Here is a 22,679-nt window from a genome sequence, read left to right as displayed (position 1 = left end):
TTTGATACAGCAGGGTTTTTTAATTGTCGTGCACTTACTATTCCGTACTCATTCTGAGTAAAACTTGATAATCTGGCACCATTTTTGGCACCAGATTTAGTTTTCATTAACCATTACTCTCCATGAAGCCAAGAGCGAAAGACTTCTCTTGCTACAAGCTTACTTCTCCCCGATTTAACCACATGGAATTGGCCTGAGTTCATAAGTTCATATGCCTTATCTCTACTCAAGTTCAAATACTCTCTTACATCCTTTGTTTCCATGACCTCATCATAGTCATCTAATGAACGTTTCTTCGTCTGAGTGCTCATAGGTATTTTATTCTCCTTCCGCTGGTTTTTCAACCACAATCCGTAAATCCAATGCCAACTTATAAAACGCCCTCCAGCGAATCTCAATGTATTTCGGCGCACTGATCGGAGGTTTGAACTCAAAACTGTATACTTTCTGATCTGTGATATAGTCATGCTCAGTTGTCATGTATCGCGCCTCGATCAAGAACCTTTCCATTCGAGGCATGCGTTTTACAGCCCGTTCCACCCGGTCGCAATAGTCTTGACGGTATATTTCCTGATCCGCGTTGTATATGGCAATGCTCGCTGTCTGGTCGCTGGTTTGGTTTGTAGGTCCGTGAAACCGCTCGGTATAACCGGCTGTAGTGCTGGCCTCGCGTGCCTCGAACGTCATGTACTTAAATATCCGGTATTTCTCCAACGCGGCCTCTACTGCAGCCTGTGTCCGTTTGCGGTCAATCTCCGGTAAAAAGCTTTGTTGACCCACCTTTGTATCACCTCAATGTAAGGATGGTTCCCCGACCGGAGCCGGGGAGTGAAGCTATATTAGAACGGCAGATCATCGTCACTTACTGGCGGCTTTGTTTCACCATCTTGTGTTGAAGCGATGATTTCGTCTGCTGCCCCTTTTTCATCAAGTGGCATCTCAGCCTGATTCGGATCGACTTCCACTGTGCCGTCCTGGTTGATATTCCCTTTGACACCTTCACGGTATTGCTTCTGCTGCTCTTGGAATTCTTCTAGGTCCATTTGAGATTCAGTGATGCTTAGTTCAACATCCGTGCCAGCTAATTTGTAAAATTCAAAGGTCTGAGCAGCAGATGAGTCACCTTTTACTTCAAATTCTAGAATCGTCTTTTTTGAATCTTTAGCCGATTTCTTGAATTCCGCTGTTAACTCCACTCCATCCAGACCATCAATGGCGAGTATAACAACCTCCCGAGTCATTTGATTCAGTTCCGGACGGCGCTCATCTTCACCTGTCACATAGAACTGAACAAGTTCTTTCTTGGAATCTTTCGTTTGCTTGTTGAAATGTGCTTTTACTGTGATATTCATGGGTTGTTTCCCCTCTCAATTTGGTTTTATTAGATTAATAGAATTAGGACATGAGTTATGTCTGCCCAGTGTTATTGTCCGCTTCTAAAATCAATGTCTGGCAAGATCGTCTGCGGTTTGAATGTGACGCGATAATGATATGCACTTACTTTTGCTGGCTCCAACTGCTCTGCGAAGTACGTCACGTTGTCTGATAAACCTAAGAAATGTTTCTTGTACTGGTCGTCACCGACTTTGCATGTGACCGTTAGTTGCTGATCCCGGTTATCTGCGTTGCCCAATGAACAACGACCCTCTACGGTAAGCATGTATTTGTCTGTAATGCCGTTATAGAATACGATCCTGCGGTCGATCTCGAAGTTGTCCGCCGCCTTGGATAGATTTGACGATGCAATATCCGCGTCTGTGCATGCTGTCAGAAGTAACATTATGCTTAGCAAGACGGTTATTAGTTTAGTTTTTTTCAAGTTGGTTTCCTCCATCCTTTGTATCCTCCTTGGTAGGGAGGGGCCCAAAGCCTCAATCCTTAAATTGATTCGCAAAATTCCACAATCCTTGCCGACCTTTAGCTGGTAGAGGCTTATCAAGCATCTCTACATCTGACATTTCCCACGCATACCGACCGGGTTCAAAGTCTCCAAATTCGTATTCTGGAGAGTAAACCAATCTGTTGCCCTCCAACACGTACCCGTCCGTCCATGTATCCACCGATTTAAGGCAGTTGGTTAATTGAGCTGTCGCCACAACCGCACCCGTTGGTAAGTTGTCTATCCTATATCCGTACTCTTCCAATACTTTTCGGATTTCAGGCTCCTTGCATGCTTCCGCGTCAATCTTCTTCCCAGCGTGAATTGCAATCTCGCCCCGATGTTTAGTGGCCCAGCTGCGTGTCTCGTATTGTTTTGCTCCAATGGCGATCAGTGTCGCCCACGGTTGAATAATTGTTATAGCCTTCATTGGTTCCCCTCTCCTTCCTGACCCACCGACATAGCTAAATACTGTTCTAGAATGTCCTGAGCCGGAATGTAGGAGTCGCGTTGGAGATAATAAAGCACGTCTTGCATAGCTTTCCGAACCACTTCAGCTTGCTTTCGTTCCTCTTCAAGCTCCTTGCGGAGCCGCTCGTTTTCCCGTACAAGATCAACATCCTCGCAGACTGGGCAAGTGTGATTACCGTTCCCCTCACCCGTTGCTGGGTCAATATCCTCGTGTTCAGCAGCATAAGTGAAACCACATCCCGGGCACTCCCACAGCTCAACTTTTTCAGACTTAAGACGCTCAATTTCTACCTGCGCCTCTTCCAATTCGTCCATCAAAATGTGCGGATACGGTACACGTGCAGCTGCCAATATACGTTTAATCTCCATGGGTGTTCTCATAATTGTTCTCCCTCCCCTAATTCAGAATAGATTTATTTGTCCCTGTGGAATCGTATCCATCAACCATTTTTCGAACGATTTATGGTTATCTGATGTTAAATTCTCGCAAGGTCCAACACCATTCATCAATCGCCATTCACGCCATTTCTCCGAGTTCCACAACATGTAATCGACCGTCCTAGTTTCATCACCAATTTCTAGCCCCATATGGAGAATGAAAGCGTGAAAGTAAGGTTGGTATGTGACGTCCTCAATAACCATCATCTGTATATCCCTCCTTGGTAAGAGGCCGTAGCCTCACGCTATTAATCATCATCGCTGTAAAGAGCGCGTTCCTCGTAATCGAGACTCATGTGGGCAGCTGTTTCGGATTCTACTTTCATATCTTCATAGTCAATACCGAACGACTTACCCGTGAAAGTAATTTGGTTCGCAACAGGTATTATTGTTAGTGACTTCACAAGAAACAAACTTCCATCTACCTTACTTTCAATCCAGAAACGCTGTTCAGGAGTTAGTTCTATTACAATGTCCTTGTACATGTGTGTTATCTCTCCTTTGGTGGGCCTAGCCCAGATATGTGGTATGTGGTGGGAAGAGGCTATGCCCCTTCCTCAAAAAATCAATGTTGGCTGTACAACTGCAGTACGCCGCTCTGCTATCTCAACGTTATGTGGTCCCATTTCAATGATTGTGCATTCCCGGTTGTTCTCCATGGCGACTTTGAGAGTTGTTCCAGATCCCCCAAACGGATCAAGTACACGCCCCCCCACTGGTGCACCTGCTAGTATGCAAGGTTCAATCAGTTTTTCAGGGAATGTAGCATAGTGAGCTTCCGGGAATGCTTGAGTGGCCACTGTCCAAACACTTCGCTTGTTACGCATGCCGCTGTATTCCACGTCTTCACGATCCGGTCGGTGCTGCTGAGGTTGTCCTGGCGGCGGTGACTCGTTCACAGCTCGAGCAAATGAATTCGATTTACTCCGTCCGGTTCTGTGAATCGTTCCATGCGCCCCGGGATCTGTATCCCATCCAGCAGGAACCTTGAAATTTCCTTTTGTCTTACGTTTTCCACCATCCTGATTATCAAAGGTTTCATTTCCTGTGTAGCTTCCGCCGCGGAATCCGTTCGCCCATTCATCTTGCATACCCTGTTCCTTGATGGCTTCCTTATCGTAGTAATACCGCTCTGACTTGCTCAACAGGAACATATATTCATGAGCCTTTGTCGGCCGATCTCCCACACTCTCCGGCATAGGGTTAGGTTTGTGCCAGATGTTGTCCATTCGGAGATACCAACCGTCTGCCTGCAGCGCGAAGGCTACTCGCCACGGAATACCAATGAGATCCTTTGCCTTTAAATCAGCTGGCTGCTGCCGGGCTGGACGGTGACGGTCTGAATCCCCTTGCTTGTTGGATAAATACTGTTTACCGTGCCAACGTTCATTCAATCCTTCATCGCGTTTAATGCCTGAACTGGCGTAACTGTCACCAAAATTCACCCAAGCCGTTCCGTCAGGTCGCAGTACGCGCCATACTTCGCGGAACACCAGTACCGTATGAGCAACAAACATTTCCGGCGTAGGCTCCAGACCAAGGCATCCAGTCCATTCTGGTATCGTAATCGGCGGCAGGCCGGGCATAGGCGTATACGTTGTCTCGGGCCAGTACGATGGCTCCACACCGTAGTCACGCAGGCCCCAATACGGTGGAGACGTTACGCAGGTGTGAAATGACTCGGCCTCGAGCTGTGGCATCACTTCGATGCAATTTCCTGTGATGATCATGTCTCTGCCCCTTCCTCTTTGGTATCACATGCTGAAAGCCATCTGCCCGATTTCCTGTTCTGCATAGCGTTCCAGCGTAAGGTTGTTTCCTGATCCAGTGCATAGTTCAGGCAGATTGGCTCGAACCAGCGCTTGAGCAAACGGCGGCGGTACTGCATTACCACAGCGTGCAACCTGAGCACTCTTTGAATACTTCTGACCGTTCGCATCAACTGCAATCGTGTAGTTACTTGGGAATCCCTGAGCGGCGAATAATTCATGCGGCTCCAGCATTCGCATTCCTATGTCGATGATTTGGTAATCCACGCCTTGGATTGTGACCAATCCGAACCGATCCTTGGTTGTAATGGTGTGCAACGGCTTATCCAAAGTCTGACCGTTATCTGCACTGCCGTAATACTTGAGCAAGAAGGCGCGAACCTCTCCAAAGTGCAATCCGCCTGCCGTAATCGTTTGAAGCGGATCTGTAACCGGCTGTCCTGTGTTGGTTCCGCGCATCTTGACCAAGTGACTTGTTACCAGCGCGCTCTTCCCACCCCCGCCAGCCGTAACCGTACCGATAGGATCTTCTATAGAACTGCCAACCGATTCGCCGAAGTGCCGAGCAATAAATGCTGAAGCGATAGCGAATTTGTTTCCACCTGCCGTCACAGTCCCAAGGGGTTTATCCAAATCTAGCACCCGGCGTCCTTCTGGGTCTCCGTAACCCATCTGTATGAGGGTTGGGCTTACTAGCAAGTGTTCTGCCTTAGTTGTAATAGTTGTCAGTGGGTCGGTAGCTTTGTATTGCAGCCGATCCCCGGCATATCCAGTCTGTCCAATTCGTGCAATGTATGGCGTTACCAAACTCCATCCATTCTTGGCCGTGATCGTCTTCAACGGTTCCTCAATAGGATCACAGTAATGATGATTACTGCCAGAAAAGTTGACACGCATGACGAACGGCTCCGGGTTGTCGATAACAAACTTTTGCATGCCCCGAGCGATACGGCGCTTTGTGTTTTCAGCAAGAGGCTTTTTCCGTTCAAATATTGAAGGGCAAGGGATAGACCAATCAATGATTTCTGCTGCTGTTCTCCATGGAAGTCGCTTCCCTGCCTTTACTTCCGGGCTGTCCGGTGCGCCGTGTGTTGGTTCGGGCCAGACAATCGGTTTGCCATCTCTTCGAGCCACCATAAACAACCGTTTGCGGATCGTAGGGGCTCCGTAATCACATGCCCTTAGCTCTTTCCATTCAACCTTGTATCCTTGCTGCCGCAGGGCATTCACGAATGTACGGAACGTCCGTCCTTTTTGCTTCTTGTCAGGATATCCGTCCGCCGTTAGCGGTCCCCAGGTCGTGAATTCCTCTACATTTTCCAACATGATTACTCTCGGCTTAACCGTTGCCGCCCAACGTACTGCCACCCATGCCAGACCCCGTATTTCTTTCGCTACAGGCTTGCCGCCTTTGGCCTTAGAGAAGTGTTTGCAGTCCGGACTGAACCAAGCGAGCCCTACCGGACGACCTTTGACAGCCTCAACCGGATTCACTTCCCAAACCGATTCGCAATAGTGTTCTGTCTCCGGATGGTTTACCTCGTGCATTGCGATAGCTGCCGGGTCGTGGTTGATTGCTATATCTACGCTTCGGCCTGTCGCCAACTCAATTCCCGTACTGGCACCGCCGCCTCCTGCGAAATTATCAACGATGATTTCCTGCATTCATACCTTCCTTTCCTTCGCACCATTTAGCGAAAATGTATTGCTTCCACTCTTCTTCCCATTGCGACAACGTGGACTTATATGCATCGATAAGGATCGTATACTCTTCAACGAACACCTCTGATAACGGTCTGCGGCTGTAATGCAAATATGGAATACTTCGCATGATCTTCGACCCTGTTGCCTGTACCTCTCGTAGCCTAGCATCGAACCAACAAGCTTTTATAAAACTCCATGGCTCTGATTCGATTATCTCTTCCCAATCCATGCCGATGTCCCGTTCTGCCGCACAATTGAACGGACAAAGGTAGCAGCGGCTTCGGCGTGTAGGGAATCCGTTTTTCTCCAGAAACTGAATGCTTGCCTCCGTGCTCTCGTCGGCTTCGACAAGTGGGTAAGACAGTTTGATGTAATCGTATTGCGGCGACTGGAACGTGTTGATACGGCGTATCTCGTCATAGCTGAACCCAATATCCATGATGATGCCAACATTGTTTGGTATCATTTGTTTTGGTCCAAGTCCGTGCTCTTTCAAAATCATCTGCCGGGCCATCTGCTTAACGGGAACTATTTTAAAATCCACGGTGCATTGCCTCGGCAGCATGCCGCCTGCTTTGATCTCGCCATCCTCGTTCACTGAGTTGCAGTACACAGGCATTTGAAACCGCTGGTAATCGGTGTAGATGTACCGCATGAGCATTTCTTCCAAGCCTCGCTCCATGCTGTTGTGATGTGTGACTAGGAATGGCGTTGTGTTGCCCACCTGACGTTGACGATGCTGCCACCACCAGATTTGCTCGTGGATGAATTCCGGCTCGGCTCCGGTGTCCGAAAATATGATGTAGTCGTAATGGATCTCACCCCGGAAGTGCATTTCAAGAAGGTGTGAGGACTGCGTGCCGCCTCCGAAGGAAAGTATCTGGTATACCTTGGTTCTTCCCTCTGAATGAAGGTCTCGGATTAGTTCCCATTTTGTCTTGAACACGCCGTCTAGGTATTTCTTGTGCTGTCGGTAGTCCTGCATTTGAAACAGTGCAAGCTGCCTGGGTGCGGCCATTACAAGTATCCTTCTGGCGTCAACTGCAACTCGGCATTCGTTCCACCACAATGTGGGCAAGCAGGTTCTTCGATTTCATCGTCTGGTATCTGACGGATCGCGTAACCAAAACCGCATTCGCATTCGTATGTGTCCCAATCCTCACTCAGCCCATAAAGAGCACTGCCTAAAGTGTGAAGATCCATTCCATTAAGTGCGCTGTAAATCACCCAACCTCTTGGTTCTTTCACGTGCTGCTCAAGGATCCATGCTCTGTTTACTCTTTCATCCTTGATAAGCTGAATCGTGTCTGCCTGCTCTTTAGTGAGTTTCATGAACCAATGCCCCCCTTTAATATCCGTTAGCCTGCCGCTCATGGTTAACTTTGTTCTTATCCAAATATGCCGCCTCGATCTGTTCAAGCGTGAACCCAAACCGCTGCTGACCAATAGCGAAAAACATATTGAAGGCCATGCGGAATGAAGCGATTGTTGAATAAGGGCCGAACTCTATACCTAGACAACTTGTGTGGTAGATCAATCGAGTGAGCACATTCGTTGTGCTGCCTTCCAAGTAGTCGTCAATGATAGTAAGGTCTGTTTCATCCAGGCCAAGCTGCCGGGCGATGCTGAGGAAGAAGTGGACGCAATCAACGTATTCCTCAAGGAGCAAGTTTCTGTAAGGTGCTCCCCATGCTGTTGCGGGTACCTTCACCCTTGGTTCCTGATCTTTAGACCAATGTTTGAACCCGCGCCATTCGTTCGCCATCTCGCCCAGCTCAACTTGAAGTGCAAGGATCGTGTTCGGTAGCAAGTCTTGGCCTCGTAGATTCTTTTCCTCGATGATTCGTGCATCTAGATTCTTTTGCATTTCATACAATTTAGCGATGTTCATTCGTTTCGGCCTCCTGAATCTCAGCCTCTGTCGCAGGCCGGACTACAAATTTTTTATCTCCAATGTGCAGAATGTGTGGTTCAGTCAGCTTGTAAATAGCTGCTTCTGTAGAATCGAAGCCTTGTGCGATCTGGTCAGCCGTCTTGTATTCTGTCCCTTCGGTGCCATCGACCGTGACCATCTTGAGTCCGTCCCACACTTCCCGGATCTCTTCTGCTTTGTGAAGCACTTCATTGATCATGGGTTTAGTGATCCGCTTATGGCAGCTCATGGCATCGGTCATGTGCTCAATCCCAAGCGCATAAGCTCGGGTGTGTAGCTGGTTCATCCACGACCAAAACGTATCCTTTGACATGGCTTTGACCTTCTGGAAAGTCCGACGTTTTTGATCATCATCCATACTCGCTATTCCTCCTTAATGTCCATGCCTACGTACAAGGCATTTATTAAATCTCCGAGCGGCATTCCATTCAACGCCGTTGCTTCATCCCGCCAATCATTCGGAGCGTTCGCGTGTTCGCCAATCAGTTCATCCTCTTTCCAGCCGCCCTCAATCGGTTGCAGGAGATACATGATTGCTTTGGCCTGTTTTGCCGTCACAGTGACCCCCTTGCCGACCGGGGTGTGCTTGATCATCCGTTCATCTTTGATCGTCCGGCCTTTCTGCCTTTGACCTGGGATATAGTCTCGATTTCCGAGTCCGATCTGCTTTTTACGGTTTGGTTTAATTGGCTGAGTAGCAGGTAATGCTGCTATCTCTTCCGGGCTCAATTTGTATGGTCTGACCTCACTAGATCCCGATGACATAGCTTCAATTCTTCGATTTGGAATTGGTGTTCCCAAGGGTGATTCGCTCCTTTCTGACTAAAATAAGCACGTCTGTTCCGTATTTTGGGCGTGACTGTCCGCCGCAGGACCACACAAGCCCCGGGTGTTATTCTTTATTCAGGATCGATTCAATGACTTCTACTTGGTATATTTCAGTGTCCAGCAGCGGCATATACTCGCGCATCCGGTAAAGGTTGACCGCTGCTCTGGCGATAATGTACGCGTCCGTGACGTTATCGCTTTTGTGGGTGAAACCGAACAGTGACTTGGCTGCTTCCGCAACTGCTGCTTTCTTCTCTTTATCTTTCAAACGCCGTTTACTTCCGACCTCTCCAGTCCATCCGGTTACCGAAACATATTTCTTGGTCTGGATCGGGTTAATCTCATTAAAGGCCATGCCTTTTCGATGAATAATTGTTCTGAGTCCACCGTGTATCATCCCCGTTGTTACTCCCTTTTGAGTACCCATTGCTGGTTGCTCGATCATGATTTCATCGCCCGGCTCCAGCATCTTAAATAATTGATTTTCAAGTGATACAAGCTGCTCTACTGATATGCCGCCCTTCACGGTGGGTCCCTTACCTTTCAGCTCGATCTGTTCCAAGATGTTCCCGTCAATGTCCAGTGCTACGAATCCTGTTTTGGTAGCAGGGTCTATTCCAATGAAGCGCATCGCTTCTCCTCCTTAATCATCCAGCCATGACGACACTTTGGATGCCGTCTTTGGCGGCTCTGGCGTCTGTTTTGCAGCCTCTTCTGTCTTTGGTGATGTCTTTGTTTCAGGTGACATTCGAGGCGTATCAGCGGGGCTTGAGAAGTCCTGATAAGCCCATCCCGCAGCTTCATACTGACCTCTCAATCTCGGTTCGCGTTCCACATCCCGGCCTCTGCTGTAATACTTCATAAGGTCCGCTGTCCGGTCGTAAATCTTATGAGTTTTTATGCGTTCATCGGGCTCCATGTCTTTCAGTGGATCATCCAGACGGGCAGCCATTTCCAGCAGCGCAACCCGAGCCCGTTCATACTCTGCATCATTTTTTATGAGCCGGCCTTGCATGCTCTCTCACCTTCTTTTGCAACTCATATTTCATTTCTTGGTCCAGATCGGTAAAGCGTCCGTTTCTACGATTAAAAAACATTTGAACCGTGCCAGTTCCGATTTTACGACCCTTCGCAATAATCAATTCAATAATTCCTTTGAGAACCGTTTCCGGATAATAATAATCGTCACGATAAAGGAAGATGATTACGTCAGCATCGAATTCAATGTTGCCTGATTCCCGCAGATCTGACATCATTGGTCGTTTGTCCTGTCGCTCCTCGCATTTACGACCTACAGAGGATATTGCAACCACCGGGATATCAAATGTCCTGGCTATTTTTTTAAGCTGCTTTGAAACATAATTGACCCGATCTGCTGTGTTCGTAAATTTCTTCTCGCTCTCTATCAGCTGGAGATAATCGATATAAATAATTAGATTCGGGAACCGCTTTTTGAGAGACTTGGTCTGCCGCCAGATGTATTCAATGGTCATCCCCGGGGTGTCGTCAATATACAGCGGCAGGCTCTCGATAATGTCCATTGCTTTTCCGTAGGAATCCCAGTCATTCTCCGTAAGCATTCCGTTCCTAACCTTCTTGCTGTCGATGCCTCCTATCGAACAAACGAAACGTTCAGCCACATCAGTGCTGGGCATTTCAGCCGAGAACAGAGCTGGTGTGTATCCGGCTTGAGCGGCAGCAGTAGCATCATTCACGATATAAGCTGTCTTTCCTATGCTGGGTCTTGCAGCAACAATGGTGACATCCTGCTTTTGATGACCACCTGACATGTCATTGAAGTCTTTACTCGCGCTTTTTACTCCGGTCAATCCGGCTCTTGTAGCGCGTTTCGTAATCTCCTTGTAGTGACCTTCCAGAGTGTCAGCCATCTTCTGCATACCATCCGCTTTGTCAGCGCCCTGCTGTTCTTCCAATTGCTCCATTTGTTCCTTGATAGCAGATATGTCTACCAGTCCGCCGTCCAGCGCTCCAGCCATAGCCTCGACTGCCTGACGCTGTATGGATGCATTCCGTACAATACGTTGATATTCATTAAAGTTCGATCCCACAGCCGATTCACGAAGCTGCATGATATAAGTGATTCCGCCGATTTTCATGATGTCATTACCCCAATGGTTCGCCATCACCAGCGGATCAAATGGGTTAGGTTTGTCGTTGAATTGTTCATACGCATACCTGAGTGTTTTCATTAAAACCTGGTGCCGATCATCGGCCTTGAAATCATCAGGGGTCAAGTAACATTCGTCCATCAGTTCAGGTTGCTTGAGTAGTGACCCTAGGGTGGCGCGTTCTGCCTCGATGCTCATTCATTCACCCGGCGCTCTTTCGCCAGCCTTTCAAAACGTTCTCTCAGATGTGATGGCATCGGTACTGCCTTCTCGTTGTACTCTTTCAATTCAAGAGCGTATTTCTCTTCCTCAGCCCTCTGAATTTGGTAGAATGTTTGCTCCGTTCCTTCCTGATTAACAATGTCTGAAATGGCTGGAGCAAAACGGCTAGTTCGAATGTGATGACCGAGACGTTCTTTGGCAACCTCGTAGTCCATATCCTGCAGCATTTGATGCCACAACTTGGTTACCGGAACAGAGATTTCAAAGAAGGGATAAGCGGTCTTGATCACTGCCAGGAAGCTGGCTGTTTCCGTTTGCTTCACGGGCTGCTCCCTCCTCGTAGAATTGATTAAGGATGGCATTTTCTTCGTCTCGCTTCTGTTGTTTGTTTTTGAGAGGAGCCTTTGCCATATCACGCTTAATCCAAACCCGCAGTGTTTTGTTGTGATCCTTCTTATGCTGACTTGGCTTTTTGTTCGTTTGCCATTCGTCCAGAGCCTCTATGGTGTCATTCACTTTCGTTGTTCCGAAGTCAGTACACAGTTTTTCATATTGATCTGGTGTTAGGAACACCGTATCTGCATAAGCCTGTTTTCCTTCTGGAATTTTCATATCTATATCCTCTTTCTTTAATACTTTCTTTCTTTCTTTCTTAGGTGGAGAACTCTCCCCTATTACTGGTGGACTACTCTCCACCACGGCGGTGGACGACTCTCCACCAGTAACTTTTTTGATTTTCGGTGGAGGATTCTCCCCCACAATCCATTCATCGTAATTCTTATTGAAAGCAATTTTTCTGGGACGGGCACCGTGACCTTCCTTGACCACCTGTATCACCTTCCAGTCAATCAGCCTTTGCATCTCTACCTTCACACCCTTTAAATCCGCCTCTATAGCAACAGCTATAAAAGTAGTTGCTAGGTAGTGTGACTTGCGTTGGAATCCGTACGTGTACCGCCAGACTGTATCTATAATTGATCGTTGAATTCCATTAAATCTTTGCCGCGCCACATGCTCAAGAATCTCATTGGCAAGCCTTGTGTAACCATTTTCGGTTTGTGGGCTGACCATTCACTTCACCTGCTTACTGTACTGTTTGCTGTTCTGCTATGCGTCCTTTCAACCGATCCACCAAGTTATCCAAATCTGACTCCTTTGCATCTATGTCGCGTTCCTTCCACCACTCCAGAACTGTTTCCGCAATCCCTGCAGGGTCTTCCAGCTGCGGCTCAACCACGTAGCCGTTAATCATACCGTTGATAAGTTTCCAGCCGTTTTCGAAAGCATAGTTTCGAAGTGTGGAAATTTCACTGATAATATTGACGCATCCTTGATAGCTGGGTATGAGCATCCACCCGATAACCGTGTCCAAGTTCTCACCGTCACGCTTGAGTGTTTCCAGCGCCTGCACTACCTCGCGGGGTAAAGGCTGAATTTCGTTATGAGTGACAGCACGTTCAATGGTGTTAAGCAACAAAAGCCTCTCGTCCTGAAGCTCCACGATTGTCTGACCGTGCTTCGCTAGATCGGATAATACTGTCTCCAGTTGCGCGAGCGCTTCGTCACGTTGAGCAAGGATTTCGTCATACTGCTTATGGGTGTACGTTTTTTCTTCTTTCAGGACAATGGCGTTTTTATAAGGAATTTCGTAGCCGGATTGAGTCCCATCAACAATTTGAAAAGGTGTTTTAATATCAAGTACCCCAAGAGTGATGCGGCGCGCCGTGTACTTCTCGCCTGGGGTGAATACTGTTTTGTCCTTGGCCTTAAATGGAGCGACAATCTTTATCTGAACGTTGTTCATTTGCTGACCACCTCGATTTCATAATGTGTTCCTGCGATAAATCCTTTTTGCCGGAGCGCCGCCTTAACAGTCATTTCTGCCAGGATCGGGCTGTTATTGTTACTGGATAAGTGAGTAAGATAAATGCGTTCTCCTTTGCCCCTGATCAGCTTCTGGAGAGCTTCCGCTGTCTGCTGATTGCTCAGGTGTCCCAAGTCGCTGAGGATACGAGACTGGACGCTGATAGGGTAATTTGATGCCTCTACCATGTCCGGATCGTGATTGGCTTCGATGATGTATACCTGAGCCTCCATGAGAGCCAGCATTTCTTCATCAACCTTGCCTGTATCAAAGACCACGCAGGCACGACTTCCGTCATATGCTTCAACCGTGTAACCAACCGGTTCATATGCATCGTGATGAGTTTTGAAAGGGTAAATGAAGATTCCATTTAATTCGATGACCTCGTACTCTCCGAACTTGGTTTCAACTACCCAACGCAACTCATCGTCCACACCAGATATGCCTTTCCATTCTCCGTCTGTCGCCCAAACATCGATACGGTACTGGTTCGCCAGCGGTAGCCCTTTGATGTGGTCGCCGTGTGCATGTGTTATGAAAATGTCTGTTACCTGGTCAGGACGGATTCCGCATTCAAGCAGCCGCTTTGCAATCTTCGTCTTGGCAACGCCTGCGTCAATCAGGATCGTGCGGCTTTCGTAGGTGAGTGCGATGCAGTTGCCGCCTGAGCCGGAAGCTATAATGTCAACCTTCATATAATCGCCTCAATGCAACTCATAATTGTGTTCTGGAAACTCAAGCGCGCTGTACCAGCGACTATTGTCCGCTTCGCCTAAAAGGAAGCCACATCGAATGCAATAACTCTGAGACCAAACCTCTGGATAAGAAGACATGTTTCCTGTGTGTTTAGCTGATTCACAACCGCATTTTGGACAAAAGTCGTCTGAGATTGTCGCTGGTTCAGGGTATGGATTTTCAGTAATCACAACATCAGCTAATCTTTCTTTCAGCTTGCGTTTGTTCAATTTCTTACCAAGGATGAATTTCTTGGTTTTTCGTGATACACATTTAATCTCGTCTGAATGCTGGAAGTAGTATTTCAAATGTCTTTTATAATTGGTGGATTTCATATGCTCCGCTCCCTCTTAATTCGTTCCTGCCAAGCCTTGGGGTGTTTGCACCCCCGGGCAGGTTCTTCGTAATGACGTTCCCCCAGCATGTAGGATACAAATTTGTCAGGGGCTTTTCGTAGTACATGCCGTTTAGAACTGGGGCCGGAGGCGGCCCCTTTGGCTCGGTCAAGCTGCTGAACAAGTCGAGCTGCACGGGCTTGCCGTCTTTCATCGGCTATCGCCTCCAGTGATGTCTTGCAGTCATCGCATACTCTGCGACCCCTGTTGTACTGCTCACGTCCTGCGGTTATTTCTCTGCCGCATACCTGGCAGTCCGGGCTCAATCGGTATATTTCGACCATGGCTTACACGGGAAGGTCATCTGCGGCAGCTTGGATTTGTTGGTCCATGATTTTCAGATAAGCGATGATCTCCGGTTCAGTTGGTATTTCGCCTTTGACTTGGAAGAACTCAGCAGCGTGTGCGTCAAATTCTGATTTGTCTTTTAGACCCAAAGCTTGATATTTGGCTTTGATTTGGGTTTTGAGTGCTTTGGTGCGGTCAACAGGAGTTTCTTCTTTGTCACCCTTATCTGGAGCGATAGTTTTCAATGGTTCAGACTCAGTAGATTCGGCTGTAACATCCCGCCGTTCATAGGGATTAGTCACATATTCAGGCTGCTGGTTTAATTGATCGTCTCCGAATTCAAGACCATACTGTTTTTTCAAAGCGCGCTGCTCGGCATGCTTTCCGATCATGTCCGGTTCCCATTTGTTCCAGTTGTCCTTGTTCTGGCCTGTGTACATGTGGGCGATGTGCTCTTTATCGACGAATACAGTTACTGGGCGTTTACCGTCTCGATAAGCGATGGAGTAGGCACCAACGATTGCACCGCGTGGGAAGGTTACTTCGTGCTCTATAACTTCCCATTCGTCTTCCCCTTTTTCATTCTTGTACTTCTTCGCTCGGAATGTGTCATTAGCGCAAACTGTCTGGGTATCGGGCGGCTGGAACCCTTCTTTTTCCCGGGCTTTGGACAGGTATGCTTCTGCTGCAAATTGGATACGTGCTTGCTGTCCGTATTTAATGAAGAAGATTTCATTTTTAAAAGGATCGAGCCCGTATGAAGCAGCTTTATGAGCGAATAAGAGGAATTCAGCATCTGATGCAGTCGGGCAAAGAGATGTGCGGATTACCTCCAGCACCGCAGGCTGGAAAGCTTCCTGAATTTCAGGGGTTAGTGTAAGTGCAGTTGATTTATTTGACATGGGCTTGTAGCCTCCTATGATTTAATAGATAGAAATGTTACTTTGCTGTGAAACCGATAATTCTTGCTTTGGTGTCCTTGATCTCAATAGTGTCGATGCTATGAACAATGATCTTTTCGGAGTTTGGAAAATGAAGCTCCTTTCCTACTTGGATGCTGGCTACTCCCAGCAGCGGCACTTCTATCAGAAATGGATGTCCTTTTCTCATCGCAACGCTACCTCCACTTCTATTTTCAGTTCCTGCCCTTCCACTACTCGGCCCGTAATGAGTTGGTCGTATACTGCCACACGGCCCGTGTAACTCTCAATGTTGTCGATGAAGGTAGGACATATTAACTCGGATTGTTTGAACAACACATCTGTCAGTTCCAGCCCTGCCGAGATACGTTCTCCGGTGGACAATGCCAGGTAATCCTTTCCGTCCATCTGGATGCTGAAATCAGGCTCATATTCACCCTTTGTCTTCACGTATTTGAACAGGCGGATTGAAAGACTAGTGAACAGTGACTGCACCTTGTTGGCTTGCAGTTCAGCTTCCTTGGCTCGGTATGACTTGATTGCATCCAGGATAAATACCGATTCTTTCAGGCTGGTGAGAGTGTCAGACTCAGCCTGCCGCGCTGCTTCAACATCTGCCTCAAGTTGAGCCCGAGCATTCTGATTTCGGATATCAGCCAGAACAACATCCAACTGATCCTCTAACTCTCGAACTTGTTTTGGAAGGTCTCCAACATCTATAGGAACAATAGAGGCGAGCTCTGCTTCTAATTCATTGCGTTTATCAATTAACTCTTGGTGTGCTTCACGGGCTTTAGTTATCCGAGCGTCCTTGTTTTCTTGTGCTTTGATTACTGCCTTTTCATCTAATGCCTGATTACATATAGGGCACTTATCTTCAATCTCTTCCCCGTGAAGTACTAGGAACCGTTCCTTGCTTTGTGCGATTTGATCACGTTGAGCTTGGAGCCTATATGCAACTTCTTGTTGCTTCTTTTCAACCTGGTAGGATCTCGCAGGCAGTTCATCTGCCGCTTTGATCTGCTTTCGCAATTCAGCTTCCAAAGCTTGCAATGACTCAATATTTTCACCTGAACTCGCGGGCAATTTATCAAGTTGTTCCTGCAGCGTCTTCGTCCGGCTTTGAGCAGCAATGTGCTGTTTCTCCAGCTTCGACTTTTGCCCCCCGGTTCCGCCGTGAATCTTCTGTAGGTCATCAAGGGTGTGTTTCTTCATCAGTTCATCCAACTTGACGGCAGCAGGGTTCAGTGTGATGTCCTTCGACTTCTGTTCTGGATCAGTGCGGCTCATTTCCTGAAAGACTTCTTTCTTTGCAGGCGGTGTGGTATATTTCATGATTTGTTCCCGCTGCTTCGTCCAGTGCCGACCGAAAAAGTAGATTGGGTTGTAAAAGGACAGGAATTCATCTTTGTCAAACAGTTCAGCAACCGCCGCTTCAAACTCTTTGGCCTTCGTTGGAACGTCATTGATGTAAAATGAATTACTCCCGTTTACTATCTCTCGAGCAAACTTCATCGGCATACCGTCCAATTGCAGGAGGGTAGAAGCAAATACCCGGTCAAACTCATAATTTGTTGGTGATGGATTGTACTTGTTTCCGAATAAATCTGTGCCGTACAGCACCCAAATTGGAGCAGTTCCGAGTGAGGTTTTCCCCTGTCCGTTCCTTCCCGACAAGCGGGTGATATCTCCGTACTCTACTTTCTTGGATCGTAATTCAGTGAAGTTGATGACCTCTGTTTCCAATAATCGAACATGGTTTGCCACTTGCTTTCCTCGCTTCCTGTGATATGATGATTGCGAATAGTTTTCTTATGGACCGCTCTCTAATGGGCGGCTTTTTTTGTTTGTTGTGGTCCTTCGACTTTTTCCATTTCCCACGGATCAAGTCTGCGAACTGGAATTGCTATAGTGCAATTGACTGCGTCCAACATACACTTCTTGCAATGCGGTTTTGCCGATTCATAAACTGCATACTCAGCATCTTTTTTACCGCACCCGCACTTAACTATCACTGCTCACCTCACCCCCTCTCAGTTCCTTCCTGATTCGGTTGTACTTAACGCGATTTGCTTCGCTCGGAAAAGCGAATTTCGGATACCGCAGATTGCATAAATGTTGTCCTCCTGATTGAGCCAATGCTTTCAGGTCCAACGGATCATCACTTGCTTTGATTCGGATTGATAAGTGCATTGGATTGGATGGATTACTCATGATCATCACCGCTTGCTGGCAAGCAGCCGGTTGTACTTGTCGAACTGGCCTCGTGCATGCAACGCAATCATCAGGCGACCTTGCTGGTACATCCGACCCTCAAATGATTCGAAGAATGAGCACAGAGCCTTTAACTGTTGTTCAGTTTTCATTTGATCACCATCTCTCTTTTAGGTACTGGGGGCGACATCAATCCCAGGCTTATCATTAAGGGAATCTCTGCCCGCTTAAGTTGTTCCGGTGTAAGCATGCCAACCTTTTTATCTAAACGAGATTTATCAATCGTCCTCAACTGCTCGAACATTACAACCGATGGTTTGCATAAGCCGGATACTGTTCCAATTGGAAAGTGTGTTGGCATCAAGCGTTTATCTTTAGCATCAGAAATTGCCGCAACTACTACTGTGGTTGAGTATTTATTGCCCACATCGTTTTGAATGATCAGGCCCGGACGATACCCCTGTTGTTCGCTTCCTTCGCCGTCTCCGTATTGAATCTTGTAGATATCACCACGCCGGATCATGTCAATTGCACCTCCAGTTCATCGAGCCTTGCGCATACATGCTGCACTAAATCCATTTGGTTAAGTGATTGAGCAGCAAAGGCGATTTCTTTCAGACCATCAATCTCGTAAACCAGCTCAAGATTTTTTCTGAGCAATCCGAATATCAATTTCAACTCCAGTTCTCCGAGAATCAGATTGCCTTGCTTATCCGTGTTCATCATTGTGATTTGTGCCATTGCCCGGTGAATCTTGTGAATTGCGATAGACATGTGTGTGTGCCCCTTTCAATTCGGTTTGTTATTTTTCGAATTTCAGCATTGTTTCGACCACTTCGTTCACGATCTGTTCAGCGACCACAGCCTCCTCTTCCGTCATAACCAAGATTGTTTTTATTCCGAGTGTTGCGCGAACTAACGTTGATAGAACAATCTTTACTTGGTGCCTTAAGGGCGAATCTTCGAGGTTTAGTCGCTGCAAAGCTCTCTTTCTTATTCCGATCCACAGCGCTCCCTTCCCGGACAAGGGCTCTTCGACTTCGGTTTCCTCTTCTCCCCCCAGATCCAAACTGTTGAGCATATTTCGAAGAGTGATGATTCCCTGCGTATCAGCGATACTGAACGATTTAGCCGGTAATGCAAATCCCTGTTCTAAATCTTTCTCCTCTTCTTGTAGCAGCGTGAGAATGTTAGAGTCGCCTCGTTGTACAAACATTGCAACCTGCCAATCATTCAATGCTTCTGCTGATCGATTCATTTAACCACCAACTTTCACTAAAATAAGTAACATTTCTATTGACGGGTATACGGTTTTACCGTATACTTTCTCTAGTATCAATTCTCCATTTCAGAGAATTTATTCTCAAAAAAATATGCTGGTTCTATTGCCAAGCCTTTCGTGCAAATCTTTTCTAAATCATCGGCTGTCAATCGGCAATCTCCATTCATAATTTTGTAGAACTTTTTTTCACCGATCCCAGACTTTTCAGCAATAACCCTTAATACATAACCTTTAGACTTAATGTACTGAAGAAGCCGTACACGTATCGGAATTCCAATAAACTCATCTTCAACTGGATGGATGGCGATTTCACTCGAATTCATCCCCCGTCCTCCTTTCTCCATTTTGGGGTGATAATTCTCTGTATCAGAGAAATTTCGTATCCCCAATATAATTCTCTGTATCAAAGAAGTCAACACCTTTTTTAAAATTAATTCTCTGTATCGTATAATAATTTCTCTTAAAGTGGACAATATGCTAATATCGATTAGGAGAGGTGAGCAGAAAAATGGCTGCAATTTACGCTGAAAGATTGAAAAAGATTAGAAAGGATTTGAAGCTCTCACAGCTTCAAGTGAGGGATCATACGGGGATAAATAATAAGACCTTGAGTGGTTATGAGGCTGGAAGAAATAAACCTGATTATGATACTTTGAAAGTCCTTTGTGACTACTATGGGGTAACAATGGATTGGGTTCTTGGACACACAAACAACCCCCACAGCAAGTTAACCGAAGCTGAGAGGGATATGGTTGAAAAAGTAGAATTGAACGATGATTCATTCATCAAGGGAGATTTCACTTTTGACGGAGTGGAATTAACAGAGGATCAGAAGAGAAAGCTGCAAGCTATGGCTCGTCTTCTTCTGAGTCAGGATCAACAAGGGAATTAAAAAATTCTTTAATCAATTCTTGGTTTTCTGGCGTATCGGCTGCAATGGAAATCAAGAACTGTTCTGCATCAATGCTATTCATGTGGCATGACCTCCGGTATGTATTATTGCAATTATATACGAACGACTGTTCCTATGAAAGGCTAAAAAACTTAATATGGAGGATTACATAATATGGCGCTTACCTTCGGGAAGTGCCTGTTGCGCGATTGCAGAATCCGTGCGAATGTCACTCAGGTGGAGCTATCTGAGAGGCTGCAAAAGGAACTGGGATTGAGTGTATCCACCACCCTACTGTCGCTCTACGAGAATGATAAGAGACCCATCCCAGCCCTTACTATGCGTGGGATTTGCATTATTCTCGGTTGTTCTGAGACTGACATTTATGAGTGGCCGCGATAGCGCATCAGGCCGGAGCAATTACTGCTCCACCCGGAGGTCTATTTTTACCCCGTTGTAAAGTTTACTTTAAGTCAATGGGAAATCTTGTTCCTGTTTACCATTTTGCCCCATATCACAAGATTTGTAAATTAAAATCGGGCGTCTGAATTTATCGCATTCGACACAATCATTCGACAACATATTACATACACATATGATATAGTGAATTGTCGAACGCAAAAAAGAGGGGCCACCGCACATTGACGGTGGCCCCTCTTTTCATTGAAATATTGGTACAACTTTTTTGGGTTGTTCGATTCGTGATGAGAGCCTTTTGACCAGATCGTTGTACCCTCTTGCAGACATAGAACACTTTAATTCTTTTACTGTACGAAACTTCTCAAAGCAGGCGTAATACGGCATAGTTTCAGTCCTCTTCACCTTCGAAACATTAACAGAGTTATGCCGGTCAACATCCAGAAAATTACCACCGCTGTTGTTGAGAACCTCTGTCCAGTGTTCTTTGCTGCCCATAAAATAATATGTGGCATCCGCAGTGTAAAAAGCGACCTTTCGGTATGCTTTTATATACGACAGATACAGTATGTCAGCGATCTTTACAGGGGTAACACCATTCTTCCCCTTGTGATCTACCAGAAGTGTTATGTGTTCCATGTATGTGCCCTCCATTATTTTTTAAGCAAATGTTGTGGTGGCTTTGGGTTGTTGACAAAAATCAGGCTTGCTGGCATTACAGACAGAGCTGCTATTGCACCCAGTCCAGTTGCGATTGCACCATAGATAGCTGTTTTAAACATGTTTGTCACCCCCTTTCGTGAAATGCTCATTAATTACTAACGTCAAAGCCTGCACAAAAAATGCTATTGCTGCCATAGACGATCCAAACCATAGATTTGATGCAACGACTAGGAACGAGATAACTTTTAGTGCAGGGTAAAAACGTTCAGGTATACGTGTCTGGTTCTCGATTCCTGAAGGTGCATAGATTAACATGATCAGCATACTGATCACCGTGAGTGTACCAGAGAAACCTGTACCAATACTCAACATAGACAGTGCGGTTGCTGTACCGGCCGTAATGATGGCGCACCCCATGCTTGTTTGCAGATGTAGACCCCCTGAAAACAATCGTAGAAAAGCAAAGCATTTGAGCAGCATTACCGCTTCATCCAAACGACCAGTTGCCAAACCTGCCAACACTGTTAAAACGACCACTGAAACAAAATTAAGAATAATGATCAGTGAATGCCTCATGCTGTCTTCTGGTACTGGATGATTGGGAACAACTGACTTAATATGCCGGGCGATTCTCCCGGCCGCTACCTCGATCATTTGTCTTCTCTCTCCTTGCGGACTGCATAATATATGAACAGTGCTGACGCTGCCCCAAAGAACATGATGTTTACCCAGGACAGTTGCACGTACATCGCTATTGTCATCAGCACGAATGATACAAGAATGACAGATACCACTACGTTCTTTTCCCCAGGCAACCTAAACAAGTCATATGGTGCTTCAAAACCAAGACCGAATTTATATAGCGCGTACGAAATAACAAGGAATAGAATGCTTGAAATGAGCTGCAACAGTTCTCCCCCAACAATAGCCAGCATTAAAGCCTGTACGATCCCATAGCTGAAGAATCCAACACCGGATATAATAGCCGCCCAAATTAGTGGCAGCCGGACTATAGCGGCCAAGATTAACACATAGAACATCAGGTTGATTACCGTTGCGACGTAACCCAGCTCCAACTCTCTAAGGAAATAACTCTGCAACCCCATAAGCACTGATATAGATACCGCCTGCCAGATATAGTCCATTGGGTTTTCGCGAAAAAACACCATCATAAAAACAAAGACCGCTAATACCTCAAGCGTTGAAAACAACAAAAACGTGACCAGCTCCATCGTTTCTAATCCCCTTTATTCTGGCTTATCTCTACCCCGCCATTCTTCCATTCGTTCCTGATATTCATCAATAGTTGGTTTAAACCAAAATGGCCTATTTCCCACCATTACATCAGGCTCTGGGAAGAGTTTGTTTTTACGGACATGATGCATATTCTTAGGGTCAACGCCGATCTGTTCCGCAACCTCCTTGCTACCAAGGAGTGGTGGGTACTTTTTACCACGTATAATTTTCCGAGCTTCTTCCAGTTCATCTAGCAGTGCAGTGATCTGCTCTCCGACCTCTCCTCCCAGCTTATCTGCTAGTTCTCTATACTGATTCAAGGTCAATGCGTATTCCTCCTTAATTTTCATGATGACTTGTCTGCAATAAATATACGGTAAAGCCGTATATATTACAAGAA

At 46.5% G+C, this 22,679-nt stretch carries 39 protein-coding genes; 2 read left to right on the top strand and 37 right to left on the bottom strand.

Annotated elements, in window-relative coordinates:
* Nucleotides 1–113: 113 nt before the first annotated feature.
* The 32 genes from PQG66_RS01995 to PQG66_RS01840 all read right to left on the bottom strand — a co-directional run bounded on the left by PQG66_RS01995 (nucleotide 114) and on the right by PQG66_RS01840 (nucleotide 19,394).
* On the bottom strand, nucleotides 114–311 hold the full coding sequence (locus tag PQG66_RS01995) for a helix-turn-helix domain-containing protein (protein ID WP_272034548.1): 198 nt from the start codon (nucleotides 309–311) through the stop codon (nucleotides 114–116).
* 7 nt (nucleotides 312–318) lie between these two features.
* Nucleotides 319–780: an ArpU family phage packaging/lysis transcriptional regulator gene (locus PQG66_RS01990; protein ID WP_272034546.1), complete on the bottom strand. Its 462-nt coding sequence runs from the start codon at nucleotides 778–780 to the stop codon at nucleotides 319–321.
* A 59-nt stretch (nucleotides 781–839) separates the two neighbouring features.
* On the bottom strand, nucleotides 840–1,352 hold the full coding sequence (locus PQG66_RS01985) for a hypothetical protein (RefSeq protein ID WP_272034544.1): 513 nt from the start codon (nucleotides 1,350–1,352) through the stop codon (nucleotides 840–842).
* A gap of 71 nt (nucleotides 1,353–1,423) precedes the next feature.
* A complete protein-coding gene (locus PQG66_RS01980) occupies nucleotides 1,424–1,834 on the bottom strand; it encodes a beta-sandwich lipoprotein (protein WP_272034542.1) in 411 nt (136 codons plus the stop codon).
* A 37-nt stretch (nucleotides 1,835–1,871) separates the two neighbouring features.
* The gene (locus PQG66_RS01975; protein WP_272034540.1) at nucleotides 1,872–2,309 is read right to left on the bottom strand and encodes an ASCH domain-containing protein; all 438 of its coding nucleotides are present in this window, start codon (nucleotides 2,307–2,309) and stop codon (nucleotides 1,872–1,874) included.
* Nucleotides 2,306–2,731: a hypothetical protein gene (locus PQG66_RS01970; protein WP_272034538.1), complete on the bottom strand. Its 426-nt coding sequence runs from the start codon at nucleotides 2,729–2,731 to the stop codon at nucleotides 2,306–2,308. Before PQG66_RS01970 ends, PQG66_RS01975 begins: the two co-directional genes overlap by 4 nt.
* Before the next feature lie 21 nt (nucleotides 2,732–2,752).
* Complete coding sequence (locus PQG66_RS01965) at nucleotides 2,753–2,995, bottom strand: hypothetical protein (RefSeq protein ID WP_272034533.1); 243 nt, start codon at nucleotides 2,993–2,995, stop codon at nucleotides 2,753–2,755.
* Nucleotides 2,996–3,036: 41 nt separating this feature from the next.
* Nucleotides 3,037–3,273 (bottom strand): hypothetical protein, encoded by a 237-nt coding sequence (locus PQG66_RS01960; protein WP_272034531.1) that lies wholly within the window; start codon nucleotides 3,271–3,273, stop codon nucleotides 3,037–3,039.
* Between the two features lie 72 nt (nucleotides 3,274–3,345).
* Complete coding sequence (locus PQG66_RS01955; protein ID WP_272034529.1) at nucleotides 3,346–4,518, bottom strand: DNA-methyltransferase; 1,173 nt, start codon at nucleotides 4,516–4,518, stop codon at nucleotides 3,346–3,348.
* Nucleotides 4,519–4,542: 24 nt separating this feature from the next.
* Complete coding sequence (locus PQG66_RS01950; protein ID WP_272034513.1) at nucleotides 4,543–6,222, bottom strand: DNA cytosine methyltransferase; 1,680 nt, start codon at nucleotides 6,220–6,222, stop codon at nucleotides 4,543–4,545.
* Nucleotides 6,203–7,279 carry a hypothetical protein gene (locus tag PQG66_RS01945; protein ID WP_272034511.1) on the bottom strand — a complete coding sequence of 359 codons (1,077 nt, stop codon included), beginning with the start codon at nucleotides 7,277–7,279 and terminating at the stop codon, nucleotides 6,203–6,205. The genes PQG66_RS01950 and PQG66_RS01945 overlap by 20 nt, the downstream gene beginning before the upstream one ends.
* A complete protein-coding gene (locus PQG66_RS01940; protein ID WP_272034509.1) occupies nucleotides 7,279–7,593 on the bottom strand; it encodes a hypothetical protein in 315 nt (104 codons plus the stop codon). Before PQG66_RS01940 ends, PQG66_RS01945 begins: the two co-directional genes overlap by 1 nt.
* 16 nt (nucleotides 7,594–7,609) lie before the next feature.
* Nucleotides 7,610–8,152: a dUTP diphosphatase gene (locus PQG66_RS01935; RefSeq protein ID WP_272034506.1), complete on the bottom strand. Its 543-nt coding sequence runs from the start codon at nucleotides 8,150–8,152 to the stop codon at nucleotides 7,610–7,612.
* Entirely contained in the window at nucleotides 8,139–8,552 is a 414-nt protein-coding gene (locus PQG66_RS01930) for a hypothetical protein (protein WP_272034504.1), read from the bottom strand. Before PQG66_RS01930 ends, PQG66_RS01935 begins: the two co-directional genes overlap by 14 nt.
* 5 nt (nucleotides 8,553–8,557) lie before the next feature.
* Entirely contained in the window at nucleotides 8,558–8,995 is a 438-nt protein-coding gene (locus tag PQG66_RS01925; RefSeq protein ID WP_272034503.1) for a hypothetical protein, read from the bottom strand.
* A gap of 91 nt (nucleotides 8,996–9,086) precedes the next feature.
* Entirely contained in the window at nucleotides 9,087–9,653 is a 567-nt protein-coding gene (locus PQG66_RS01920) for a hypothetical protein (RefSeq protein ID WP_272034501.1), read from the bottom strand.
* A gap of 12 nt (nucleotides 9,654–9,665) precedes the next feature.
* Nucleotides 9,666–10,037, bottom strand: a complete 372-nt coding sequence (locus PQG66_RS01915) for a hypothetical protein (protein ID WP_272034497.1) — start codon at nucleotides 10,035–10,037, stop codon at nucleotides 9,666–9,668.
* The gene (locus tag PQG66_RS01910) at nucleotides 10,012–11,349 is read right to left on the bottom strand and encodes a replicative DNA helicase (RefSeq protein WP_272034494.1); all 1,338 of its coding nucleotides are present in this window, start codon (nucleotides 11,347–11,349) and stop codon (nucleotides 10,012–10,014) included. The genes PQG66_RS01915 and PQG66_RS01910 overlap by 26 nt, the downstream gene beginning before the upstream one ends.
* Nucleotides 11,346–11,696 carry a replicative helicase loader/inhibitor gene (locus tag PQG66_RS01905; RefSeq protein ID WP_272034491.1) on the bottom strand — a complete coding sequence of 117 codons (351 nt, stop codon included), beginning with the start codon at nucleotides 11,694–11,696 and terminating at the stop codon, nucleotides 11,346–11,348. Before PQG66_RS01905 ends, PQG66_RS01910 begins: the two co-directional genes overlap by 4 nt.
* A complete protein-coding gene (locus PQG66_RS01900) occupies nucleotides 11,635–12,444 on the bottom strand; it encodes a replication protein (RefSeq protein ID WP_272034489.1) in 810 nt (269 codons plus the stop codon). The genes PQG66_RS01905 and PQG66_RS01900 overlap by 62 nt, the downstream gene beginning before the upstream one ends.
* Nucleotides 12,445–12,457: 13 nt before the next feature.
* Nucleotides 12,458–13,177 (bottom strand): hypothetical protein, encoded by a 720-nt coding sequence (locus tag PQG66_RS01895; protein WP_272034487.1) that lies wholly within the window; start codon nucleotides 13,175–13,177, stop codon nucleotides 12,458–12,460.
* The gene (locus tag PQG66_RS01890; protein WP_272034485.1) at nucleotides 13,174–13,932 is read right to left on the bottom strand and encodes an MBL fold metallo-hydrolase; all 759 of its coding nucleotides are present in this window, start codon (nucleotides 13,930–13,932) and stop codon (nucleotides 13,174–13,176) included. The genes PQG66_RS01895 and PQG66_RS01890 overlap by 4 nt, the downstream gene beginning before the upstream one ends.
* Nucleotides 13,933–13,941: 9 nt before the next feature.
* On the bottom strand, nucleotides 13,942–14,307 hold the full coding sequence (locus PQG66_RS01885; RefSeq protein WP_272034483.1) for a hypothetical protein: 366 nt from the start codon (nucleotides 14,305–14,307) through the stop codon (nucleotides 13,942–13,944).
* Nucleotides 14,304–14,651, bottom strand: coding sequence for a hypothetical protein (locus PQG66_RS01880; RefSeq protein WP_272034481.1), 348 nt, complete (start codon nucleotides 14,649–14,651; stop codon nucleotides 14,304–14,306). The genes PQG66_RS01885 and PQG66_RS01880 overlap by 4 nt, the downstream gene beginning before the upstream one ends.
* A gap of 3 nt (nucleotides 14,652–14,654) precedes the next feature.
* Nucleotides 14,655–15,557 carry a RecT family recombinase gene (locus PQG66_RS01875; RefSeq protein WP_272034479.1) on the bottom strand — a complete coding sequence of 301 codons (903 nt, stop codon included), beginning with the start codon at nucleotides 15,555–15,557 and terminating at the stop codon, nucleotides 14,655–14,657.
* 37 nt (nucleotides 15,558–15,594) lie between these two features.
* Nucleotides 15,595–15,765: a hypothetical protein gene (locus tag PQG66_RS01870; RefSeq protein ID WP_272034477.1), complete on the bottom strand. Its 171-nt coding sequence runs from the start codon at nucleotides 15,763–15,765 to the stop codon at nucleotides 15,595–15,597.
* Nucleotides 15,762–17,342, bottom strand: a complete 1,581-nt coding sequence (locus tag PQG66_RS01865) for an ATPase (protein ID WP_272034475.1) — start codon at nucleotides 17,340–17,342, stop codon at nucleotides 15,762–15,764. The genes PQG66_RS01870 and PQG66_RS01865 overlap by 4 nt, the downstream gene beginning before the upstream one ends.
* Before the next feature lie 452 nt (nucleotides 17,343–17,794).
* A complete protein-coding gene (locus PQG66_RS01860) occupies nucleotides 17,795–17,941 on the bottom strand; it encodes a hypothetical protein (protein ID WP_272034473.1) in 147 nt (48 codons plus the stop codon).
* On the bottom strand, nucleotides 17,938–18,312 hold the full coding sequence (locus tag PQG66_RS01855; protein ID WP_272034471.1) for a type II toxin-antitoxin system PemK/MazF family toxin: 375 nt from the start codon (nucleotides 18,310–18,312) through the stop codon (nucleotides 17,938–17,940). The genes PQG66_RS01860 and PQG66_RS01855 overlap by 4 nt, the downstream gene beginning before the upstream one ends.
* Nucleotides 18,309–18,563, bottom strand: a complete 255-nt coding sequence (locus PQG66_RS01850; RefSeq protein ID WP_272034469.1) for a DUF7667 family protein — start codon at nucleotides 18,561–18,563, stop codon at nucleotides 18,309–18,311. Before PQG66_RS01850 ends, PQG66_RS01855 begins: the two co-directional genes overlap by 4 nt.
* 28 nt (nucleotides 18,564–18,591) lie before the next feature.
* Nucleotides 18,592–19,047, bottom strand: a complete 456-nt coding sequence (locus PQG66_RS01845; RefSeq protein ID WP_272034467.1) for a hypothetical protein — start codon at nucleotides 19,045–19,047, stop codon at nucleotides 18,592–18,594.
* 77 nt (nucleotides 19,048–19,124) lie between these two features.
* On the bottom strand, nucleotides 19,125–19,394 hold the full coding sequence (locus tag PQG66_RS01840) for a helix-turn-helix domain-containing protein (RefSeq protein ID WP_272034465.1): 270 nt from the start codon (nucleotides 19,392–19,394) through the stop codon (nucleotides 19,125–19,127).
* A 185-nt stretch (nucleotides 19,395–19,579) separates the two neighbouring features.
* Here PQG66_RS01840 and PQG66_RS01835 point away from each other — a divergent pair, with 185 nt between their 5' ends.
* Both PQG66_RS01835 and PQG66_RS25350 read left to right on the top strand, forming a co-directional pair.
* On the top strand, nucleotides 19,580–19,963 hold the full coding sequence (locus PQG66_RS01835; RefSeq protein WP_272034464.1) for a helix-turn-helix domain-containing protein: 384 nt from the start codon (nucleotides 19,580–19,582) through the stop codon (nucleotides 19,961–19,963).
* A gap of 174 nt (nucleotides 19,964–20,137) precedes the next feature.
* A complete protein-coding gene (locus tag PQG66_RS25350; RefSeq protein ID WP_442954992.1) occupies nucleotides 20,138–20,365 on the top strand; it encodes a helix-turn-helix domain-containing protein in 228 nt (75 codons plus the stop codon).
* Between the two features lie 258 nt (nucleotides 20,366–20,623).
* Here PQG66_RS25350 and PQG66_RS01830 read toward each other — a convergent pair whose 3' ends face one another.
* The 5 genes from PQG66_RS01830 to PQG66_RS01810 are packed head-to-tail and all read right to left on the bottom strand — an operon-like array spanning nucleotide 20,624 to nucleotide 22,605.
* Complete coding sequence (locus PQG66_RS01830) at nucleotides 20,624–21,019, bottom strand: LytTR family transcriptional regulator DNA-binding domain-containing protein (RefSeq protein WP_272034463.1); 396 nt, start codon at nucleotides 21,017–21,019, stop codon at nucleotides 20,624–20,626.
* Between the two features lie 14 nt (nucleotides 21,020–21,033).
* Nucleotides 21,034–21,162 carry a cyclic lactone autoinducer peptide gene (locus PQG66_RS01825; RefSeq protein ID WP_272034461.1) on the bottom strand — a complete coding sequence of 43 codons (129 nt, stop codon included), beginning with the start codon at nucleotides 21,160–21,162 and terminating at the stop codon, nucleotides 21,034–21,036.
* Nucleotides 21,155–21,697 (bottom strand): accessory gene regulator ArgB-like protein, encoded by a 543-nt coding sequence (locus PQG66_RS01820; protein WP_272034460.1) that lies wholly within the window; start codon nucleotides 21,695–21,697, stop codon nucleotides 21,155–21,157. Before PQG66_RS01820 ends, PQG66_RS01825 begins: the two co-directional genes overlap by 8 nt.
* Nucleotides 21,694–22,275 (bottom strand): hypothetical protein, encoded by a 582-nt coding sequence (locus PQG66_RS01815; protein ID WP_272034459.1) that lies wholly within the window; start codon nucleotides 22,273–22,275, stop codon nucleotides 21,694–21,696. The genes PQG66_RS01820 and PQG66_RS01815 overlap by 4 nt, the downstream gene beginning before the upstream one ends.
* A gap of 15 nt (nucleotides 22,276–22,290) precedes the next feature.
* Nucleotides 22,291–22,605, bottom strand: coding sequence for a hypothetical protein (locus PQG66_RS01810; RefSeq protein ID WP_272034458.1), 315 nt, complete (start codon nucleotides 22,603–22,605; stop codon nucleotides 22,291–22,293).
* Nucleotides 22,606–22,679: the final 74 nt, after the last annotated feature.

It is taken from the genome of Paenibacillus sp. JJ-100 (assembly GCF_948329825.1).
Classification (GTDB): Bacteria; Bacillota; Bacilli; order Paenibacillales; family Paenibacillaceae; genus Paenibacillus.
This window is presented reverse-complemented; position numbering and strand designations above follow the sequence as displayed.

Coding starts and splice junctions, on each gene's coding strand:
- PQG66_RS01995 (WP_272034548.1), bottom strand. CDS start 311: ATGAGCACTCAGACGAAGAAACGTTCATTAGATGACTATGATGAGGTC.
- PQG66_RS01985 (WP_272034544.1), bottom strand. CDS start 1,352: ATGAATATCACAGTAAAAGCACATTTCAACAAGCAAACGAAAGATTCC.
- PQG66_RS01980 (WP_272034542.1), bottom strand. CDS start 1,834: ATGGAGGAAACCAACTTGAAAAAAACTAAACTAATAACCGTCTTGCTA.
- PQG66_RS01975 (WP_272034540.1), bottom strand. CDS start 2,309: ATGAAGGCTATAACAATTATTCAACCGTGGGCGACACTGATCGCCATT.
- PQG66_RS01970 (WP_272034538.1), bottom strand. CDS start 2,731: ATGAGAACACCCATGGAGATTAAACGTATATTGGCAGCTGCACGTGTA.
- PQG66_RS01965 (WP_272034533.1), bottom strand. CDS start 2,995: ATGATGGTTATTGAGGACGTCACATACCAACCTTACTTTCACGCTTTC.
- PQG66_RS01960 (WP_272034531.1), bottom strand. CDS start 3,273: ATGTACAAGGACATTGTAATAGAACTAACTCCTGAACAGCGTTTCTGG.
- PQG66_RS01955 (WP_272034529.1), bottom strand. CDS start 4,518: ATGATCATCACAGGAAATTGCATCGAAGTGATGCCACAGCTCGAGGCC.
- PQG66_RS01950 (WP_272034513.1), bottom strand. CDS start 6,222: ATGCAGGAAATCATCGTTGATAATTTCGCAGGAGGCGGCGGTGCCAGT.
- PQG66_RS01945 (WP_272034511.1), bottom strand. CDS start 7,279: ATGGCCGCACCCAGGCAGCTTGCACTGTTTCAAATGCAGGACTACCGA.
- PQG66_RS01940 (WP_272034509.1), bottom strand. CDS start 7,593: ATGAAACTCACTAAAGAGCAGGCAGACACGATTCAGCTTATCAAGGAT.
- PQG66_RS01935 (WP_272034506.1), bottom strand. CDS start 8,152: ATGAACATCGCTAAATTGTATGAAATGCAAAAGAATCTAGATGCACGA.
- PQG66_RS01930 (WP_272034504.1), bottom strand. CDS start 8,552: ATGGATGATGATCAAAAACGTCGGACTTTCCAGAAGGTCAAAGCCATG.
- PQG66_RS01920 (WP_272034501.1), bottom strand. CDS start 9,653: ATGCGCTTCATTGGAATAGACCCTGCTACCAAAACAGGATTCGTAGCA.
- PQG66_RS01915 (WP_272034497.1), bottom strand. CDS start 10,037: ATGCAAGGCCGGCTCATAAAAAATGATGCAGAGTATGAACGGGCTCGG.
- PQG66_RS01910 (WP_272034494.1), bottom strand. CDS start 11,349: ATGAGCATCGAGGCAGAACGCGCCACCCTAGGGTCACTACTCAAGCAA.
- PQG66_RS01900 (WP_272034489.1), bottom strand. CDS start 12,444: ATGGTCAGCCCACAAACCGAAAATGGTTACACAAGGCTTGCCAATGAG.
- PQG66_RS01895 (WP_272034487.1), bottom strand. CDS start 13,177: ATGAACAACGTTCAGATAAAGATTGTCGCTCCATTTAAGGCCAAGGAC.
- PQG66_RS01890 (WP_272034485.1), bottom strand. CDS start 13,932: ATGAAGGTTGACATTATAGCTTCCGGCTCAGGCGGCAACTGCATCGCA.
- PQG66_RS01885 (WP_272034483.1), bottom strand. CDS start 14,307: ATGAAATCCACCAATTATAAAAGACATTTGAAATACTACTTCCAGCAT.
- PQG66_RS01880 (WP_272034481.1), bottom strand. CDS start 14,651: ATGGTCGAAATATACCGATTGAGCCCGGACTGCCAGGTATGCGGCAGA.
- PQG66_RS01875 (WP_272034479.1), bottom strand. CDS start 15,557: ATGTCAAATAAATCAACTGCACTTACACTAACCCCTGAAATTCAGGAA.
- PQG66_RS01870 (WP_272034477.1), bottom strand. CDS start 15,765: ATGAGAAAAGGACATCCATTTCTGATAGAAGTGCCGCTGCTGGGAGTA.
- PQG66_RS01860 (WP_272034473.1), bottom strand. CDS start 17,941: ATGAAAACTGAACAACAGTTAAAGGCTCTGTGCTCATTCTTCGAATCA.
- PQG66_RS01855 (WP_272034471.1), bottom strand. CDS start 18,312: ATGATCCGGCGTGGTGATATCTACAAGATTCAATACGGAGACGGCGAA.
- PQG66_RS01850 (WP_272034469.1), bottom strand. CDS start 18,563: ATGTCTATCGCAATTCACAAGATTCACCGGGCAATGGCACAAATCACA.
- PQG66_RS01845 (WP_272034467.1), bottom strand. CDS start 19,047: ATGAATCGATCAGCAGAAGCATTGAATGATTGGCAGGTTGCAATGTTT.
- PQG66_RS01840 (WP_272034465.1), bottom strand. CDS start 19,394: ATGAATTCGAGTGAAATCGCCATCCATCCAGTTGAAGATGAGTTTATT.
- PQG66_RS01835 (WP_272034464.1), top strand. CDS start 19,580: ATGGCTGCAATTTACGCTGAAAGATTGAAAAAGATTAGAAAGGATTTG.
- PQG66_RS25350 (WP_442954992.1), top strand. CDS start 20,138: ATGGCGCTTACCTTCGGGAAGTGCCTGTTGCGCGATTGCAGAATCCGT.
- PQG66_RS01830 (WP_272034463.1), bottom strand. CDS start 21,019: ATGGAACACATAACACTTCTGGTAGATCACAAGGGGAAGAATGGTGTT.
- PQG66_RS01825 (WP_272034461.1), bottom strand. CDS start 21,162: ATGTTTAAAACAGCTATCTATGGTGCAATCGCAACTGGACTGGGTGCA.
- PQG66_RS01820 (WP_272034460.1), bottom strand. CDS start 21,697: ATGATCGAGGTAGCGGCCGGGAGAATCGCCCGGCATATTAAGTCAGTT.
- PQG66_RS01815 (WP_272034459.1), bottom strand. CDS start 22,275: ATGGAGCTGGTCACGTTTTTGTTGTTTTCAACGCTTGAGGTATTAGCG.